This is a genomic window from Verrucomicrobiia bacterium, assembly GCA_035946615.1.
Lineage (GTDB): Bacteria > Verrucomicrobiota > Verrucomicrobiia > Limisphaerales > UBA8199 > DASYZB01.
Genome location: DASYZB010000027.1, coordinates 1 through 17443, shown reverse-complemented (window position 1 = coordinate 17443; position 17443 = coordinate 1). Strand labels below are relative to the sequence as shown.

General features: G+C 57.9%; 16 protein-coding genes. 11 read left to right on the top strand and 5 right to left on the bottom strand.

Annotation, left to right across the window (positions count from 1 at the left end):
* Positions 1-135 precede the first annotated feature (135 nt).
* Positions 136-909 carry an SPFH domain-containing protein gene (locus tag VG146_04245; protein HEV2391556.1) on the bottom strand — a complete coding sequence of 258 codons (774 nt, stop codon included), beginning with the start codon at positions 907-909 and terminating at the stop codon, positions 136-138.
* A 933-nt stretch (positions 910-1842) separates the two neighbouring features.
* On the opposite strand from VG146_04245, the gene VG146_04240 reads away from it, so the two are divergent.
* The 5 genes from VG146_04240 to VG146_04220 all read left to right on the top strand — a co-directional run bounded on the left by VG146_04240 (position 1843) and on the right by VG146_04220 (position 7688).
* A complete protein-coding gene (locus VG146_04240) occupies positions 1843-3633 on the top strand; it encodes an ATP-binding protein (GenBank protein ID HEV2391555.1) in 1791 nt (596 codons plus the stop codon).
* Entirely contained in the window at positions 3630-4751 is a 1122-nt protein-coding gene (locus VG146_04235; GenBank protein ID HEV2391554.1) for a hybrid sensor histidine kinase/response regulator, read from the top strand. Before VG146_04240 ends, VG146_04235 begins: the two co-directional genes overlap by 4 nt.
* Before the next feature lie 11 nt (positions 4752-4762).
* Entirely contained in the window at positions 4763-6127 is a 1365-nt protein-coding gene (locus tag VG146_04230) for a sigma-54 dependent transcriptional regulator (protein ID HEV2391553.1), read from the top strand.
* Positions 6128-6357: 230 nt separating this feature from the next.
* Positions 6358-7482, top strand: a complete 1125-nt coding sequence (locus tag VG146_04225) for a PilT/PilU family type 4a pilus ATPase (protein ID HEV2391552.1) — start codon at positions 6358-6360, stop codon at positions 7480-7482.
* Between the two features lie 29 nt (positions 7483-7511).
* Positions 7512-7688 carry a hypothetical protein gene (locus VG146_04220; GenBank protein HEV2391551.1) on the top strand — a complete coding sequence of 59 codons (177 nt, stop codon included), beginning with the start codon at positions 7512-7514 and terminating at the stop codon, positions 7686-7688.
* 211 nt (positions 7689-7899) lie between these two features.
* Here the strand turns inward: VG146_04220 and VG146_04215 are convergent, their stop codons facing one another.
* Together VG146_04215 and VG146_04210 are read right to left on the bottom strand one after the other, a co-directional pair.
* On the bottom strand, positions 7900-10068 hold the full coding sequence (locus VG146_04215; GenBank protein HEV2391550.1) for a DUF4091 domain-containing protein: 2169 nt from the start codon (positions 10066-10068) through the stop codon (positions 7900-7902).
* A 343-nt stretch (positions 10069-10411) separates the two neighbouring features.
* Positions 10412-11731: an SGNH/GDSL hydrolase family protein gene (locus VG146_04210; protein ID HEV2391549.1), complete on the bottom strand. Its 1320-nt coding sequence runs from the start codon at positions 11729-11731 to the stop codon at positions 10412-10414.
* Between the two features lie 301 nt (positions 11732-12032).
* Between VG146_04210 and VG146_04205 the strand changes: the two genes are divergently transcribed.
* Complete coding sequence (locus VG146_04205) at positions 12033-12188, top strand: hypothetical protein (GenBank protein HEV2391548.1); 156 nt, start codon at positions 12033-12035, stop codon at positions 12186-12188.
* 217 nt (positions 12189-12405) lie between these two features.
* Here the strand turns inward: VG146_04205 and VG146_04200 are convergent, their stop codons facing one another.
* Positions 12406-12654 (bottom strand): hypothetical protein, encoded by a 249-nt coding sequence (locus VG146_04200; GenBank protein HEV2391547.1) that lies wholly within the window; start codon positions 12652-12654, stop codon positions 12406-12408.
* Positions 12655-12685: 31 nt separating this feature from the next.
* Here VG146_04200 and VG146_04195 point away from each other — a divergent pair, with 31 nt between their 5' ends.
* A complete protein-coding gene (locus VG146_04195) occupies positions 12686-13612 on the top strand; it encodes a hypothetical protein (protein HEV2391546.1) in 927 nt (308 codons plus the stop codon).
* On the top strand, positions 13596-14024 hold the full coding sequence (locus tag VG146_04190) for a hypothetical protein (protein ID HEV2391545.1): 429 nt from the start codon (positions 13596-13598) through the stop codon (positions 14022-14024). Before VG146_04195 ends, VG146_04190 begins: the two co-directional genes overlap by 17 nt.
* Positions 14025-14152: 128 nt before the next feature.
* Here the strand turns inward: VG146_04190 and VG146_04185 are convergent, their stop codons facing one another.
* Positions 14153-14368 (bottom strand): hypothetical protein, encoded by a 216-nt coding sequence (locus tag VG146_04185; protein ID HEV2391544.1) that lies wholly within the window; start codon positions 14366-14368, stop codon positions 14153-14155.
* A gap of 252 nt (positions 14369-14620) precedes the next feature.
* On the opposite strand from VG146_04185, the gene VG146_04180 reads away from it, so the two are divergent.
* The 3 genes from VG146_04180 to VG146_04170 all read left to right on the top strand — a co-directional run.
* Complete coding sequence (locus tag VG146_04180) at positions 14621-15022, top strand: hypothetical protein (GenBank protein ID HEV2391543.1); 402 nt, start codon at positions 14621-14623, stop codon at positions 15020-15022.
* Positions 15023-15135: 113 nt separating this feature from the next.
* Positions 15136-15540, top strand: a complete 405-nt coding sequence (locus VG146_04175; protein ID HEV2391542.1) for a hypothetical protein — start codon at positions 15136-15138, stop codon at positions 15538-15540.
* Between the two features lie 48 nt (positions 15541-15588).
* Positions 15589-17443 (top strand): hypothetical protein (locus VG146_04170; GenBank protein HEV2391541.1); only part of this gene is annotated, 1855 nt, incomplete at its 3' end.

Genomic DNA, 17443 nt, shown 5'->3' with positions numbered 1-17443 from the left:
GCACTCAACTACAATATGAGCGCCTCGAACGCTTCCTTCATGGGTTGAAATCAGTGGAGGAGGCAGGCTTGACTCCCCGCGCCCTTCGGTAAGGCGAAAAACTGATTCATAAGTCATGATTGTCGATGGTGGCGGCTACGCCTTTCCCTTCAGGAACGGGGCGAACAGATCAATCGGCACCGGCAGGAAGGTGGTGGTGTTGTGCTCGCTCGCAATCTCGCGCATGGTCTGAAGGAAGCGGAGTTGGAGCGCGATGGGCTCTTTGCTGATCAGGGCGGCCGCCTGCACCATTTTCTCGGCCGCTTGAAACTCGCCTTCGGCGTTGACAATCTTTGCCCGGCGCTCCCGTTCGGCCTCCGCTTGTTTGGCCATCGCCCGCTTCATGCTGTCGGGCAGCGCCACGTCCTTCACCTCGACGGCGGTCACCTTGATGCCCCACGGCTCGGTTTGGCGGTCGATAATCTCCTGCAACTTCTGATTGATCACATCACGCTGGGAGAGCAGGTCGTCCAACGGGGCCTGGCCCAGCACGCTCCTCAGGGTGGTCTGCGCGATCAACGAAGTGGCCTTCCAAAAATTCTCCACCTTGACCACTGCGGCCATCGGGTCCACGACCCGAAAATAGACCACCGCATCCACCGTAGCGGGCACGTTGTCACGGGTCATAATCTCTTGCTTCGAGACGTCGATGGTTACCACGCGCAGGTCCATCTTCACCATGCGGTCCACAATCGGGATGAGAATAATCAAACCCGGCCCCTTGGCCCCGAGCAATTTGCCGAGGCGGAAAATAACACCGCGCTCGTATTCGCGCAGAATCCGCATGGCCTGCGGCAAGATGATTGCCACCAGGATGAGCACCACCACAATGGCGGGGATTATTTTGGTTAAGGCGGATAGGTCTGGCATGGTTTTCACACTTTTTTAGCTGTTATTCGCTTTTAGGTGACTACGGGCGACAGGTTGACGTTTTCACTTTGCCGCGAGAATCGATGCCTCTCGATCAAGCTGGCGATTTTTCTGAGCCGTGAGCCGCCGCGCTTACCCGCCAACGGCTCCGGCGACGACCGTCGTTTTGCTGAACTTAGCCTCGCTTTATCCCGAGCAGGTGTGGTGCCGTCCGTGTCTCCGAAGTTCCAACTGGCTGGGGTTTAACTGAGTCCACATAGAATAGGCTTTGCGCCCGGTTGCAATCCGTGAGTAAAATCGTGCAAATCGCTCGACTTTAGCTAGGCCCGCCATGTACTTTGCACAGAAGACATCGATAGGATCGGGTCTTCGATATACCCACTGCCTTGAATGGCAACCTACCGGAAGCGGATGAAACCCGGCGGCATAGTTCAAGCTGAAACCTTACAACGCCGTTCTCCACGATCTGCTGTGCAAGACGCACGGTCGAGGAATTGGCCCTCGTGCGAATTGCACGGTCTGTGCGTTCCTCCATGTCGAGCTAACACCATCCTGAAGAGTGCAACTGGCTTTAAACTAGTCGCTTGAAGAAACCAGCGTCCGAATGGCCTTTCTCTAGCTGGATGAGCGAAATGACCGTGAAAACTGACACAAAGAACCAGGCTCTGACGTTTGGTGACTTCATGGCTGACCCTTACTACGCTTTGGGGCTCGCGCCGGGCGAACGGATTTGTGGGGCTGGCCCTCAACGCGCATCCGGTTGGGTTTCGAAGACGACTGTGTTTGAATATATCGGAAGGTCAGCACGATAGCTGGGTCCCAACGCGGAGCCTTTGGAACAGATAGCTCTATCCACCCTGCATTTTGCATGATATGATAATAGCACCTTCATTGGCCGGACGCCTGTGCGCTCGACTCGACGCAGGGAAGCGCATGATCTACCGATTCCGACATGGAATTATCGGACCATTGGCCATCTTCTGGCTAGTCGTCACGGTGGCGAGCGTCATATCCGGGGCTTTGGCGTGGAGTCGCTTCGCGCATAGCGTGGAAGCGTCGGTGGTGGCTGAGCAGGTTGGGAAGTCAATGAAACACCTCCAGCAAATCACCTGGGTGGCCGGGTTGCTTGGGGTCGGGGCCGGATTGTTCGCCTTGTACTTTTACCGGATTGATTATTACCAGGAGCGAGCGCGCCGGGAATTGCTGGAAGAGAAGCTCCACGCGGAACAGGCCGTCCGGGAGAAGAGCGCCTTCCTGGCCAACATGAGCCATGAGATTCGCAGCCCCATGAACGCGATCCTCGGCTTTAGCGAACTGTTGGAGCCGGACGGATTGACCCCCAAGCAAGCACAATATGTGCGGGCCATTCGCGACAGCGGCGCGGCGTTGCTGCATCTGATCAACGACATTCTCGACCTATCCAAGCTCGAAGCCGGGAAGTTGGAATTGCATCCCGATCCGACGGACATGCACGATTCGTGTGAGTTCCTCCGCACCGTTTTCGGGCAGCAGGCCGTAATAAAATCGCTCCAGCTTCAGTTCGAGCTCTCACCCAACCTGCCGCGTGCCTTGTTGCTGGATCGCCTGCGACTGCGCCAGGTGCTGGTAAACTTGCTCAGCAATGCCATTAAATTCACAGACCGGGGCTGTGTTAAAACGCGTGTCTCCTGGGAAAGCCGGGGAGACAGTCGCAGCGGCACGCTGTTGCTCGAGGTTGAGGATACCGGCATCGGAATCCCGGCTGCCAAGCTGGAGGAAATTTTCAAGCCTTTCGTTCAAGCTGATTCTCGCCCAACGGCGGAAAACGAGGGAACCGGTATCGGGCTGACTATCGTTAAGCGCCTCACCGAGTTGATGGGCGGCAGCCTTGCCGTGGAAAGCAAAGTTGGCCAAGGCACGATCTTCCGCTTGCGGTTCGCGGATGTTCCCGTCTCGGGGCGCTTGCCCGTGGGTGATCACGCCGAACCGGGCGAGGCAGTGGACTTCAATGACTTCGTGCCGGCTACGCTATTGGTGGTGGATGACAACCAGACCAACCGTGCCCTGATGGCTGGGATATTTGAAAAGACCCATCATCAAGTCGTCTTTGCCAATAACGGCTGTGGGGCGTTGGAGTATCTGAAAACGGACCGACCCGACGTGGTGTTGCTCGATATCCGAATGCCGGTAATGGACGGGCAAACGACCTTGGTGGAGATCCGCAAGCAAGCCAGTCTGGTGTCGTTGCCAGTCATTGCGGTCACCGCATCGAGTAAGGTGGGTGAAGAGCGGGAACTGCAAAACCAATTCAGCGGCTACATCCGCAAGCCCTTCTCGCGACAAACGCTCTTTCTAACGCTTGGCCAATTTCTCCAGCGCTCGGCGCCCGAGAAAGGACTGGACGCCCAGAATGTCGTAGAGACCTTCAAAAGCGTTCCCATCCCCTCGCCCTACCAGGCCGCTCATTGGCAGGAACTCGCTCTTGAACTGCGCAGCCAGGAAGCAACCGAATGGCCGGTGCTGCGTGACAGTCTGGCGGTTAATGAAACTCGGGCCTTTGCTCACAACCTCTTCCTCCTCGGACAGCAGGCCCAATGTGCCCCGCTGATCACTTATGCCGCCACGCTCACCACTTTGGCCGACGGCTATGCCATCAGCCAAATGGAACGTCATCTCGCTGCGTTCCCCAAACTCGTTCACTCCATCGAGAGTTCCGTGGTCCAGGCCCAACTGCAACCGGCATGAACGCCCCTTTGGCCGAAACAAACACTGGCTGCCTGCTGGTCGTCGACGACCAGGAGTCCAACATCCAGATCGTTGGCGCCGCCTTGGGCAAACTCGGTTTCGAGATTCTGCCCGCGACCAGCGGGTTCCAAGCCTTCCAACGCCTGACGGTTCGCCGACCCGACCTCATCCTGCTCGACCTGCTGATGCCGGAAATGGATGGATTCGAGGTCTGCCGCCGCATTCGCGAGAACCCGGATTGGGCGGAGCTTCCCATCATTTTCCTTTCCTCGGCCGACGACAAGGGCTTGATCGTTCGCGCGCTGGAAAGCGGCGGCGTGGACTACATCACCAAGCCCTTCAACCACGCCGAGTTGGTGACCCGTGTCCGAACCCACCTGGCCCTTAAAAGGGCCCGCGACGAACTCATGCAACTCGCCGAGGACCGGGATGAGTTGCTCGGTATCCTGACCCACGACCTCAAAAACCATTTGGGTGGCATGGACATGAGCGCCCAATTGCTCCGCGACCGTACCGAGGCGATGGCGGATCCGAAGCTTCGGTTGATGGCCGAAAACATCTCGCATTCGAGCAGCCAAATGCTCGCTTTCGTGAAGGAGTTTTTGGCCAATGCTTCGGCCGACCATGGCCTGAGCATCAAGACCGAGTCGCTGAACCTCTCGGACGCCGCGGCGCGCGCGGTCCAGCAACATCAGGAATCGGCCAAACGGAAACAACTCGCCGTCGAGGCCGTTATCCCGGCCAGCAACGGCGCGCTCGTGCAAGCCGATAGCGCCGCCCTCAATCAGGTGCTCGATAATCTCCTTTCCAATGCCATCAAGTTCTCTCCTCCCGGCAAGCAGATTCGCCTCACGGTCTGCCCGCCGGGTGCCAGGTATGTGGACTGCCAGGTTCAGGACGAAGGCCCAGGGTTCAGCGAAAAGGATAAAACTCGCATGTTCCGACGCTATGGCCGCCTTTCCGCACGGCCCACCGGCGGCGAACCTTCCACCGGGCTGGGACTGAGCATCGTCAAGAAGCTGGTGCTGGCGATGCATGGTGAATTGGCGTGTGAAAGCACCCTGGGCCACGGCGCCACCTTCGTCTTTCGCTTGCCCCGCGCGACCGTCCAGCATTGATCCGAAATCCTATGGACTTCCTGGTCATCGACGACGACAAGACGTTCCGAGACGCGACGTGCCTGCTCATCGACGGCGAGGGCCATTACGCGGAGGCCGCCTGCTCGGGAGAGTTAGGCCTCAGGGAGCTAAAGGAAGGGAAGTTCGATTCAGTTCTTCTGGATCTAAACCTTGGGCCGGAAAACGGCCTCGACATCCTGGAGCAGATTCTCCAGCGCCAACCCAATCTGCCGGTGATCATTTTTACCGCCCAAGGCAGTGTGAAAAACGCAGTCGAGGCCATGCGGCGCGGCGCGGTGGATTTTCTGGAAAAGCCCTTCACCCGCGAACAGTTTCACCTGGTGCTCGCCCGAGTGCAGCGCTTCCACCAACTCAACCAGAATATCGAACGGTTGGAACGGGAGGTTAAGGACAGCAAAGCTCAGAGTCCTGAAATTCTGCTGGGATCAAGCGCGCCACTCGTGAAGGAGGCAATCGACACGCTGCTGCGGGCGGCGAAAACACCCGCCTCGATTCTGATCTTGGGCGAAAGCGGCACCGGCAAGAGTGTGGTCGCCCACGCCGTTCACCAGCAAAGCCATCTGGCCAATAAACCTTTTATCACCGTGAGCTGTCCGAGTTTGTCCCGGGAACTGCTGGAAAGCGAACTGTTCGGCCACGTCAAAGGTGCGTTCACCGGCGCTCTGCGCGACCATTGGGGCAAAGTTAAAGCCTCCCAGGGCGGAACACTCTTCCTCGACGAGATCGGCGACCTGCCATTGGAAATCCAGCCTAAGTTGCTTCGGCTTCTGCAAGAACGTGAATACGAGCGGGTGGGCGAAAATGTTACCCGCCAGGCCGACGTGCGCATCATTGCTGCTACCAGCCAGGATCTCAAAAAGCGCGTCGCCGAGGGCGCCTTCCGTGAAGACCTCTATTTTCGGCTCAACGTGATCACAGCGGAGATGCCTCCGCTGCGGCAGCGTCCAGGCGACCTTATTCGTTTTGCCGAACATTACTTCAAACATTTTGCCGCCCTCTGTGGACGCCGCCTCGATGGTTTTTCCGAAGAGGCCTCCGCCGCTATTCTTGCCTACGTGTGGCCGGGTAACCTTCGTGAGCTGCGCAACGCGATCGAACGGGCTGTGATCATGGCCAAAGGAACCAGGATTCTCTTGGAAGACCTCCCTGCCGAATTACGCGGCCTGCCCGTAGCCGGAGGCAATGGCAGCGACGCTTCGCTGCAGGTTGGTTCCTTGATTTCCTTGGAACGGTTGGAGGAAGCGCACCTGCGCAAAGTCCTGGAACGAACCTCCAACCTAGCCGAAGCGGCTGAGGTGCTTGGAATTGATCAAGCGACGCTCTACCGCAAACGCAAGAAAATCAGGTTGGAATAATCGTTCTGCCAAACGCGCGCTTTCGCCACTGGTAGCCCAACCGAGCGTGGGAGTTTTGCACCAACGCGCCCAGCGGCGTGAGTCCCACAGATCACCTTACTCCGCTCCTTCATGCACTTTGCACGAAATGCATACTCAGAATTAACGTTTCGAGATTCCTATGGTGTTGAAAGGCAACATACCTGAGGTGGAGAGCCCGGCGGCATGGTTCAAGCTGGAACCTTAAGATCATGGAACGTGTTGATCCGACAAGCGAGCTTGGGAAAATCCTCGTTTGGTGTTCCGGCCAAAAGGCCACCGATCTCCATACGCAGGCTGACCGCCGCTACTCCATCCGCGAAGACGGCAAACTCCAGCGAATTGCCCCGGAGCAATTTCCGGTGCCCGGCAATGATGACGTCATGAGGATGCTGCGCCAGGCGTTTTCGAACTCAATTTACGATCGGATCGAGAAGCAACACGAGATGGACTTGAGCTTTCTGTGCGCGCAGGTGCGCTATCGAGCCAATTTCAGCAAGCAACAAGGCAAGCAGTCCTGCTCCTTCCGGGTCGTGCCGCAGCACATGCTCAAACTGCAGGACTTGGAACTGCCGGACACCGTCGCCGACCTCGTGAAAGAGCCGCGTGGGCTGCTCATCGTGACCGGCGCCTCCGGCCAAGGTAAGAGCACGACCATCCGTGCCCTTTTGCAGCGACTCAACGAGACCCTGGCGTTGCGCATCATCACCATCGAGGATCCCATCGAGTATCTGTTTGAAGAGGATAAATGCCAGTTCGAACAACGCGAAGTCGGCGTCGATACCGAATCTTTCGCCAACGGGATTCGCAACGCGGTGCGCCAGGACCCCGAGGTGATATTCCTGGGCGAGGTCCGCGATGCCGAAAGCGCCCTGGCTGCGATGCAAGCCGCCGAAACCGGTCACCTGGTGCTCACTACCCTGCATGCGGATTCCGTGCCGCGCGCCATCGACCGCATCCGGGAGTTCTATCCGGCGCCGGAGCAGGCGAACGCCAGCGCCCTGCTGGCCCGAAGCCTGAATGCGATGGTCTGCCAGCGGCTCATCCCGAGCTGCGCCGGGAAACGCATCCCCTGCCTGGAGATCCTCAAGCGCAACATCGGCACCCAGGACGCCGTCGCCCGGAACGACCTGGCGCTCCTCGCCAGCAATATCGAAGCCTCAGTGAATGAGGGCATGCATAGCTTCGACCAGTATTTGATGCAGCTTTTCAAGGGAGGTTACGTGACCGTGGAAACGGCCAAACACTATGCCAATAACTGGAGCCGAGTGGAAATGGACATGCACGGCTTTGCCCCCTCCGCCGGCGGCCTCCTCAAGCCTGACGTCGCGCGGTAAGCCTCCGGAGGCTCTAACGAAACCAAATTATGTATATATTTGAATTCATCTACCGGACGATCGTGAATCTCTTCCGAGAGGCCTGGCGCGTGCCACAAGCCATCGCCGGCGGCGCCAAGGACAGACGACGCCAAACCCGGCGAGAGGTGTCCGAAGCCGAACGGCTCGACCGGATACGCCAGCCCTGGAAGTACCTCGGAAAATGAGCAGGCCAAGACGGTGCCTTACCTATCTCCCCTGCAAGCCAGCGCATCCTTCATTGCAGCCGCACATAAACACGGCCGCCTTGAAGCTAACGCCTCTGGCAGCCTCGATGACTCCGATGACTCTTGCCAGTTCAACCTTCCCGCCGCGTGGTTCAGGCAATTTCACCCCAAGCGGTGCGGTCATGAGATAAACACCTTAGTTGTAAGACCTTCATGGGCCGTGGGTCGTCGAAAGGGGCTGAACTCCAGCTTGCAGGAATTGGCGCACAATTCTCTTCTTTCCATTCTTCCCCTGCGCTTGCAGAACGATTTTACCGTCTTCGGAAGGCGGCAATTGGCCCAAGAACAAGCCATCGGCGGCGACAGGGACCGACTGTCCATTTGCGGTTAGGACCGTTCCTGGCTCGGCCCAACCATGTAGGTCGATGGCGCAGCCTTTGCCCACGAGCGAATGTTCCAACGGCGTGGTCTGGACAAGCACGCACGGCGGTTGCTCCAATGTGAGCGTCTCCTCAATCGCCTGACGCCTGGCTTGGTAGAGCACCTCAGGGCTCCGCGTATGATGGGAGTAGTCTGGCACAACTTGCATGGCGATTTCAACGCCGCGTTGACGGGGATCGATGAGCGCGGCGACACGTGATGAGAGGTTTGCCCTGATTTGGGAAATCCTGTTCTCCAGCAGCCAAAGGCACTCGTAGTCTTGCAGGCCAGCGCGCATTTGCTCCCAGCGTAGTGAATTGAGCAGGCCATCTTTACTGGGATACACCTGCCAGCCGTCACCCCGGTGCTCGCCGGGGGCGTTGACGGGATCGTCGGTCCAGGCGTTGAACCCCCAGTGCAGATAGCCCTGCAAGTTGTAGCGGTAGTTGAGCCAGTGCATAAGCCGCGTCTCAATTAAGGGCACATCCACTGTTTTGTTAAGCAGCGAACCGCCTTGAAAAATGCCTACTGTGTAGAACCACAATTCATTGCCTTGGCTTTGGGCTTGTTCATAATCACCCTGCCAAGTAGCCAGATGGTCCAACTTGGGCACCCAAACCTCGAGCGCGCCCAGGCAATGCGCAGTCTCAATCGCATCGATGCGGCGCAACTCGGGAGCCAGGCGGTGCACGAAGTCGGAGGCTTTGCGCCAGGCCATGATGTTGTTGTTGGAGGGCTCATCACAAATGTGGAAGACGGTCTTTGCCAGCCAGCCCTTGGCGCGCAGGTGACCGACAAAGGCTGGAATGAATTGGGACAGGTACTTCTCACCGGACACGGAAATGCGCTGGCCATCGGCCTCCTTTATCGGGAAGCTGCTTAAAGAAATCTCGCTGCCCGACCATCCACCGCTGCCGAACTGGGCAACAAAACCGGTCTCCAGCAAATCCATGCGGCGGGTGTCCCAGAATACCTGGGCTTGCTTATCGAAGCGTGAAAAATCAAATTGAAATTTGCCCTCCGCACTGCCGCTGGCCTCGATCAATCCCAGGCCCAAGCGGAAGACGTTCTGCCGGTGATCGGTCATGTTCTCCGCGTAGAGCTTTAGGAGACGATAAAAGCGCTCCTCGTCGGACGGGTCCAGGTGATGGTGCTTTCGGAATTCAGAGGTCGAGAACCATTCTGAGACCAACAGATGGCGTTCCTGGGGGAGGACAAGCGGATAGACCTGCAGAACCAGCGGCAAGGAAGCCCTGACACTGCCCGCTGTTGCAGTCAAAGTGGCCCGGTACTCGCCCGGGGGCGTCTCCGGCGCTATTTTTAGAGTCAGATAAGCGGCTTTGCGGGCTCCTTTTCGCAGGGCACATTTTGAGTCCTCGCTCAGATAATCGGGGAACCATGCCGGAGCGGGGCGCAGGAGATCGCCCTTTTGCCGGTTGGGCGAGTTTTTTTCGATGAAAATGCTCCCGACAAAACTCCAATGGACATTCCGTTCAGGAAAGACAGCCGGGCCTTGTGACTGCTGAAGCGGGCTGACTGAAAATTTCATCTCCTCCAAATCTTCATTGGCCAGGAACACGCACTGGCCGGAAATGGTTTCGTTGCGCAGCCCGAACAGGTTAAGCGCGCTCTGGCTGGATCCCATCGATCCATACCCGTCTTCAAAGACCCGCTCCATATCGCTCGTTGCGAAACATTCGAGCTTGGGCAAGGCAACCTGAGGCGCCAGCGAGGTTGGTAGATTGGGGTTGTCCTTGGCGCCTCCTACCCCTCTGGCCGTAAAACTGGAGAAACCGAAATCAGAATTGGAACCAATGCCCCGGCCATCCTCGCAACTCAGATACTCTCCAATTCCTGGATTGCCGGTCTTATACGTATCATCTGTTACCTGCGTAGCGTAGGTTTGAGAAAGACCGCGTGTGGATAAACCGGCTGAAGCAAGCAGTAGAACTACTGACAAGAAATTGCTTTTGGGTCCGCCGAGGAGGAAAAATTGGTTTTTCTGAGCCAAGGCGCATTTTTGAGTGTTTTCCGCCACTGGTGAAGAGACCGTAAAGCCAACTGGTGGGGTTTGTCAAAACAAAATGGGATCTTGCCGCTTTGCAAGATTTTCCAATGGGGGCCAAGGCGTGCCTTCACCAGCGGTGGCAAGAGCGGTCTCTGGGTGACAGGCTCAATACGATGCAGGCACCGCGGCCTGCTCAGCCTAGCCTTGGAGAACAAGAATCCGGGCATGGAAAGGCGGAAGTTTTGGGCGCGTGAATTGTTTTCGTGCGCCGAGGGGGTGAGGTTCTCGCCGTCGCCTATTGGTTTTGCGGCTTAATCTCGAAGCGATGGCCGACCGGCTTTCGCGCCGAATCAATGTCCGCCTCGCTATCCTGGATCTGGCGATCCAGCCTTGCTAACTCTGCCGTCCTGCGGGTATCAAGCTCCGGACTTCGCGCCCACTCAGGAAACGAATACAATTGAACGTCACGCCATCGAGTATAATACAAATTGTTCTTTTCAAAAACCAGGCGCAGCACCCGTTGGGCTTGCTGCGTGATCGGCCCGGCCCGGTTGGCCAGGTTCAATCCGTTCGCCAGTTGCTCGCTCGTGGCGGTTGCTGCCCCTTCGCCATCGATGCGGACTTCATACGAGCCGGAGGCCAAACCGTTGATTTGGAGTTCGAAGCGGTCGAGATCTTCCAGGATCGGCGCCAGCTTCAGGGCCGGTCCGGCTCTTTCGTCAATGGGCATGGGCAGCGCGTCGTCCAGCCGTTCAAAGCTGACGGTGTTATTGGCCGCCTTGAGATTCTCGACCCGGCAAGCATCCGTCGCGGCTTTCCCGGTCGCGCAATCGATCTGGACCCTTGAAACCAGGGCGGGCGCGCCGAGTCCCTTCAAAATCGCCCAAGCCATCACGGTATGGCCGATGGGTCCCGGATGTACTGCGTCGCCGCCGCCGACAAAACCATTGGGATTGTTGGGACGCTCCCGCAGCAGCATCTTCATGTAGGGATCAAATTCATCAATGAAGGCCGCCCCTTCTTTGGCGGCAACCTCTTTCAGGCCATCGGAAAACTTGCGCAAAGACTGGTTCCGGACGTCCTGGTCGGGATCGGGCCGCTTGTCTTCAATCGGTTGCGGTGTCAAAAACGCCACCCGCGATCCGCTGGCCTTGATCTCTTTGCCGAGCTCGGTTTGGCTGCGGACATAGGCCTTGAAGATGTCTTCCCGAAACGCCTGGTACGAGTGATCGTTCATCCCGAAATCAATCGTCACCAGGCTCGGCCTCAGCGGGAGCACATCCCGCTCCAAACCGTGTTTCACCGCTTCCTCAACCATCTGCTGCTGGCTGGTGGCATCGGCGGCAAAAAGCTTGGACTCCTCCGGGTGCGATCGCTGTCTCAACCAGGAGGTGTCGCCGCCCCAGCCAACGTTGCGAAACCAGAGTTTCCACTCGGGATGCCTGGTAAGGGCGTACGTCTCGATGTAGGTGGTGTAGAGGCGCTGTTCCGTGATGCTGTCTCCCAGGAACACGACGCGATCGCCGTCGCGGATCAGGAAATCCCCGGCGGGGGCGCCCGCGGCGATCGAACAAAGAACCGCAACAATGAAGAATTGTCTGCGCAGGGTTTTCATAATGCTCATGCTATGCCGGCAAACGGCTGGCCAGCAAGTCAGTTTGGACCATCAGGACCATCACCTGCCCCCCCCTATCGGATGGAACTGCAACCTAGGCGGATCCACCGGGCCAAAAGGGGGGAGGATGACAGATTACGGCATGGGTTTGAAAGGAGCTGGAAAGGGCAGGGCACGGCTGCGTGGAATTGAGCTTTGTGGCGTAACAGTTGGAGTTAAAATGTGCGAAGTGTGAGGCCGTCGCGGAGCATGAGATTGACCTGCTCGCAACCGACCCAAGAATGACCCACTTAAACTTGATATGGCCGCGCGCTTGCGCCGGGAAACCACCCTGTCGATCAAAGCGATTGCGGCTCAGGTTCACCTTGGCAGTTCCAAAGCCGCCAATGCGAAGCTGCACATGCACATGCGCCACCGCAATGAATCCGACTCATCACAGCCCCTGCTGGGCATTTAAGATCTTCAATAGCGAAGAACCAAGAACCTGCCAAACCAAACTATGGTTTGACCCCATCCAATGGCGATATTACTATCCAAAAATTTCCCTCCGGCCCTGCGCGTTCTACCTATTTCGGCGCAATGGTTCTCTATGGGTTTATGGGTTTTATGGGTTAAACACCCCATTGCGCTATTCCCACGACTGCGTTAAGAAAGGAACGCCTTAAAAGCCTTTCTCATGCAACCGATGGGCAAATGTGAACTGGAGTGCCAGCAACAGGCCGGTTCCCCAGGCCGGTGACGCAGGTCCCGTCGGTGGGCAGCCAGTCGGAGCGCCCTTTCGCGGTTGTCCACGGATGCCTGGTTCTGGCTGTCCTGACGGGAGGGTTGGCTTTGCGGGCGAAAGCCAAAGCTGACGAAATCTCGACCGCCGCGCCCTCGGCTGTCGAGCAGTTCAAGCGGTTCATCTCTTCGCCTCCTGTCATCAAGAACCTCGTGTTCCAGCAAAAGGTCCCAATGGACGGCGGCGCCCGCCCTTTAGACGGCACTTTCGCGCTGTCCACAAGGTTCGAGTACTTCCAGGCAAAATGGCAGACCAATGGACTTTTATTCCGCAGAATCAACACCCTCGATGATGAGACAAATTTCGCGGTTGCAGGTCAATTGGTGTCCTGGTCGGGGCACAAGCACGCCCTTGTTGAACCAAGGGGGGAATTGACAACTTGGAACGATCTGGATCCCTCGACTCGTGGCAAGGACATCTCGATTTTTTACACGAGCCGCTCTTTGCTGGATCCTCTGCGCGAGGTCCTGAATATGGGGGTTATGTATGTGGATATTGGCGCGATTAAGTGGGACGCGAATCACTTCACGGTGGCCGCCAGGCTCGATCAGGAGCAGGTGCGCGTAACGGGCGCCCTTTTCGAATCCCCCAGCCAGCGCCCGGACCACCTTGAGGTTTGCTACAGCTTTCCAAATGCAACGAACCGCTACGTGATTCGCTACGGGTATGGCGACGCGCGGAAATCTTCATTGCTGCCAACCACGATTACGAATTTCTGGTTGAAGAAGCAGCAAAATCAGGCTGAGAGGGAAATCGAACTCGACGAGTGGCAAATCCTGGACCTGAAGACGCAGGACGCTTTGCTGCCTGACGAAGCCTTCGCCATTGCCCCGTTTTCCACCCAGAATATTTGGGTTAATCGCGTGTACACAAACGGAGGAATTTACGAGTGGAAGACGAACGGAACGTATCTGTTAATCACCAGACTTGACGGCGCAAGGTCGATTCCTCGTCCTCCTGGTAAGACTGCCACCGCGGCCCTTTATTCCGGCTGGGGTACTTTCAATTTTTTGATTTTCGCTCTCATGGTGAGAGCGAAACGTACGGAGAACAACAAAACATTAAAGGAAGGAGTCTTGGAATATGACATTCAAGTTTAAGGTGCAGACGGCGCTCATGGTGGGGGGACTGGTTGCGGCCAGTTATGCCAACACTTGCTTTTACGCGCAGACGACTGGGCTCTGCTTTTACTCTGGCAACGTGGTTGACGAAATCGTTTGGGCCGATGGCAGTAACTCCAAAGTGAGCGCCACGGCGGATTGGTATGCAAACGCGAATTCTTACACCTCAGGCTCAGGCGCTGGCGGCTATACCAGCTATGTGCCCACTACCGCTACTCTCACATGGTGCAGCGGTCCGGCGAAGTTCCAGGACCCATCAGGCCACACCGATTCCATCCCCGAATGGGAAAGCAACAGTGCTGATTGCAATGGGTTTGCGGTACCTCTCTTCACACTCTCAGCCACTAGTGCTGTGAACTGGGGCACCACGGGGGGGCAAGCTTGTCAATGACTGCTGGAAGCTTAGGGTCTTGTCAGGTCAAGGGTCAAGGCCGGCTATTCGCAGGGAATGGCCTACTCCCTAAGCCGCAGGACTCCTGCGAAGGTATGCGGCTTAGGTGTGCTCCCTCTTCTGGTGTATTAAGTTGCTTTGAATTCGAAAAACCGGTCGGCTTGCTTGTGGGCAGAATTAAAACAGCTTTTACGCTCGTTGAACTGCTCGTTGTAATCGCGGTCATTGCGGTTCTTGCGGCAATCTTGCTCCCCGTGCTGCATCGGTCTCGCGCTCAAGCCGATTCCATCTACTGCCGCAACAACTTGCGCCAAATCGTGCTCGGCACGGGCATGTACGTTCATGACACCGGCGCTTACCCACTTCTTCCCGGCTTGGTTTCCGAACTTCAACCCTACACAGCAGCCTCCTGGCCCATGGACAATTACTCTTTTCCCGATGGCACTAAGTACCTAGGACCAGGACGGGGGCTCTACGCTTGTCCGTCGTACAATCGAGTGCAAGGAGGGTTTTTGTCGGCTGGATCTCTTGCATGGAGAGGGATGACGACCCCTGCTCGTGGGAGCTATGGTTATAATGCCTATGGGCCGGAGCCGATGTCAGCGCTCGATGGGGGGCTTGGTGGCACGGAGAACGCGCAGGCCATTGAAATACCGACTCGGGAATCTCAAGTTGTCAACCCCAGCGATATGATCGCGTTCGCGGATTCGACGTTGGATATTATGCAGTGGCCGCTTGGAGGGAGTGTGGATCTCAGCACGCCGTTTTTGTATCTGAACCTCTATCGTGAAGATCTCCAAGGTCAACCTACGGGCGATCCGGCTGTCCAAGCAACCCTGCAGCGCCATGCGTGGAAGTGGAATGTGGGGTTCTGCGATGGCCACGCGGCGAATTTGCGATCAAACCAACTGTTCGACCGAAGCAACGTTTCTGTTCGACGGGCCTGGAGCATTGATAACCAAGATCATCCAGAGATTGCTGGCTCGCCCTCCCAATAGACAGGCGGAGGAGGAAAACAATGAGTTCAAAAGACCATGAAGCATTCTTTAGGTTTAGCGCGTGGACGCTGATACTCACCGCGCTGACGAAGGTGTACAGCTCCGCGGGAAGTGTGAAGATCCTTCAGGTTCAGGACGCACTGCTTCACGTGGGATACCGGCCTCTCATTCTGTCCGCCGCGGTGTTGGAGATTGGAATGGCTGCCTTTCTCCTGAACAATCGGAACACCCTCCTGCGCTCCTTAGTCCTAATCTGGTTGAGCGGCAACTTCCTCTTTTACCATTGGGGAGGCTACCTCCTCGGTGTTTACCTCTGCCCGTGCCTGGGACGGCTGACTGACAACCTGCCGCTCCCGCGCGGGTTTGCCGAGGTGATGCTTCAACTGCTGGTGCTGTATTGGTTTTTGGGAAGTATCAACATGATTTGGCAGCCCTGGGGCTCAGCGCAGTGGGCGCGAATGGTCGGCGCTGCCAAGACACTTTTTGCTGCGCACCGGGCACGCCCAACGGGCGCTTGAAGGCTCGGCGGCAAGAAACCAAACCAGTCCGGCAACCTTGGTCTGCTCGTGAAACCAAATGCAAAAATCGCCAGCGCGCTTCTGATTGGTTTGGTGATGGGAGCCCTCCTTGGCCGCGGGTTGCCGCGTTCGCCAGAGGATGCCCGTCGGGGTGCGAGCGCGTCACAAGCGGGAATGCGTGTGTTTCAGAGAAGACAACCCCCCAGACCGGCTGAGGCCGGAGCGACCCGAATTTCAGGCCGCATCACTGCGAGCCAGGTTGATGGCGTGCTGGGAACAATCTTAACCGAAAGACGTGCCGAACGCCGGGAGCGACTTCTGGCAGAACTGGTCGACGCGATTGATCCGGCTGATTTTGAGGTGGTGCTGAAGAAGCTGGCCGACCGCCCCGAACTCGATGTGCGGCATGGTTTGGTTGCACGCTTGCTCACCCGATGGGCCCAGTCTGATGGCAAAGGGGCGCTGGCGTACGCGCAGGCGCTACCCGCGTCCCGTGAACGTTCGGCGGCGTTGAATGCCGTAGTACAGGGATCGATGGAGCAGGACCCTGCAGGCGCGATGAACTGGCTGAGGGGGCTTTCGAACGGCCGCGAGAAAGCCCTGTTGTTACAGACCTCCATGGGTCCATTGGCGGCTCAGGACCCCAACCTTGCATTGGAATTTCTGAAAACGCTCAAGGGCACACCGGAAATTTCGAGATTGCAGACAATCCTGTTTCGCCAGTGGTCGGCGGGTGATCCGGCGTCGGCTGCGGCAGCGGCAGCGAGTGCCGGAATCAAAGACCCGGCGACCTTGGGCGCAATAGCCTCTGCCTGGGCCACGAAGGCTCCTATCGCCGCACTTCAATGGGCCAAGAGCTTGCCTGAGCAGTCGGGCAAGCCTGAGGTGATGGGCGCACTATGCGGTTCGCTTGCGTACAGCGACCCGAACACAGCGGCTCAGCTTGCCCTGTCGCTGCCGCAAGGACAACTGCAGGAGGCGGCAATTGCCAGTGTGGCTTCCGGAATGTCGGACAGCGACATCAGCGGCGCAATCTCGTGGGTGAGCGAGCTTACGAACAATACCGCCAAGAGCGGAGCGCTGCAGCGACTGGCCGGGGAATGGAGCCAGACGGATCCTCAGTCAACGGCAGCGCTGGCTCTCTCGCTGGACCCGGGGCGAGCCAAGGACAGCATCATCGGCACCGTAGCCGGGAACTGGGCATCGAGTGATCCGGCTGCAGCGGCGGCTTGGGCAGGGACAATACCTGCTGGTAATGAGCGCAGCCAGGCGATGCAGGAAGTCGTAAGATCATGGGGAGGCAGCGATCCGAGCGCTGCCGCCCAATTTGTCCTGAGCCAGCCGCCCGGGGGCCTGCAAGATAGCCTCGCGGGCACACTGGCCAGCCAATGGGCTTCGACTGACCCGGCCAGCGCCGCAAGGTGGGCGGTTGACGCTCTGGCCGGGGACGCCCAGCGCGGCGCGGTCTCGAGCGCCGTTTTGGCATGGACCCGGCGGTCGCCGGACGACGCGGCGTCCTTCGCCGCTGGCTTGCCGGCGGGTCAGGTCCAGGACACCGCCGTTGGAAGCATTCTGACCTCGTGGGCGGCCTCGGACCCATCGTCCGCTGCGGATTGGGTAAGCCAGTTTCCTGATGGGAAACTCAAGGATCAATCGCTGCAAGACCTGATGATCGGGTGGGGGATAAAAGACCCCGTGGCAGCGGCGAACTGGCTTCAGGGGCTCGACCCGGGTTCGGGCCGGGATGCCGCAGTGGCCGCTTTTGTTGGCGTCGTTTGCCACACAGACCCTCGGTCTGCGGCCACTTGGGCGGAAACCATCGGGAACGATGCTGAGAGGCTGTTTCGGATGGAGAGCGCCGCTCGGGCCTGGATGGAAGTGGACAAGGCGGCGGCGCAAACGT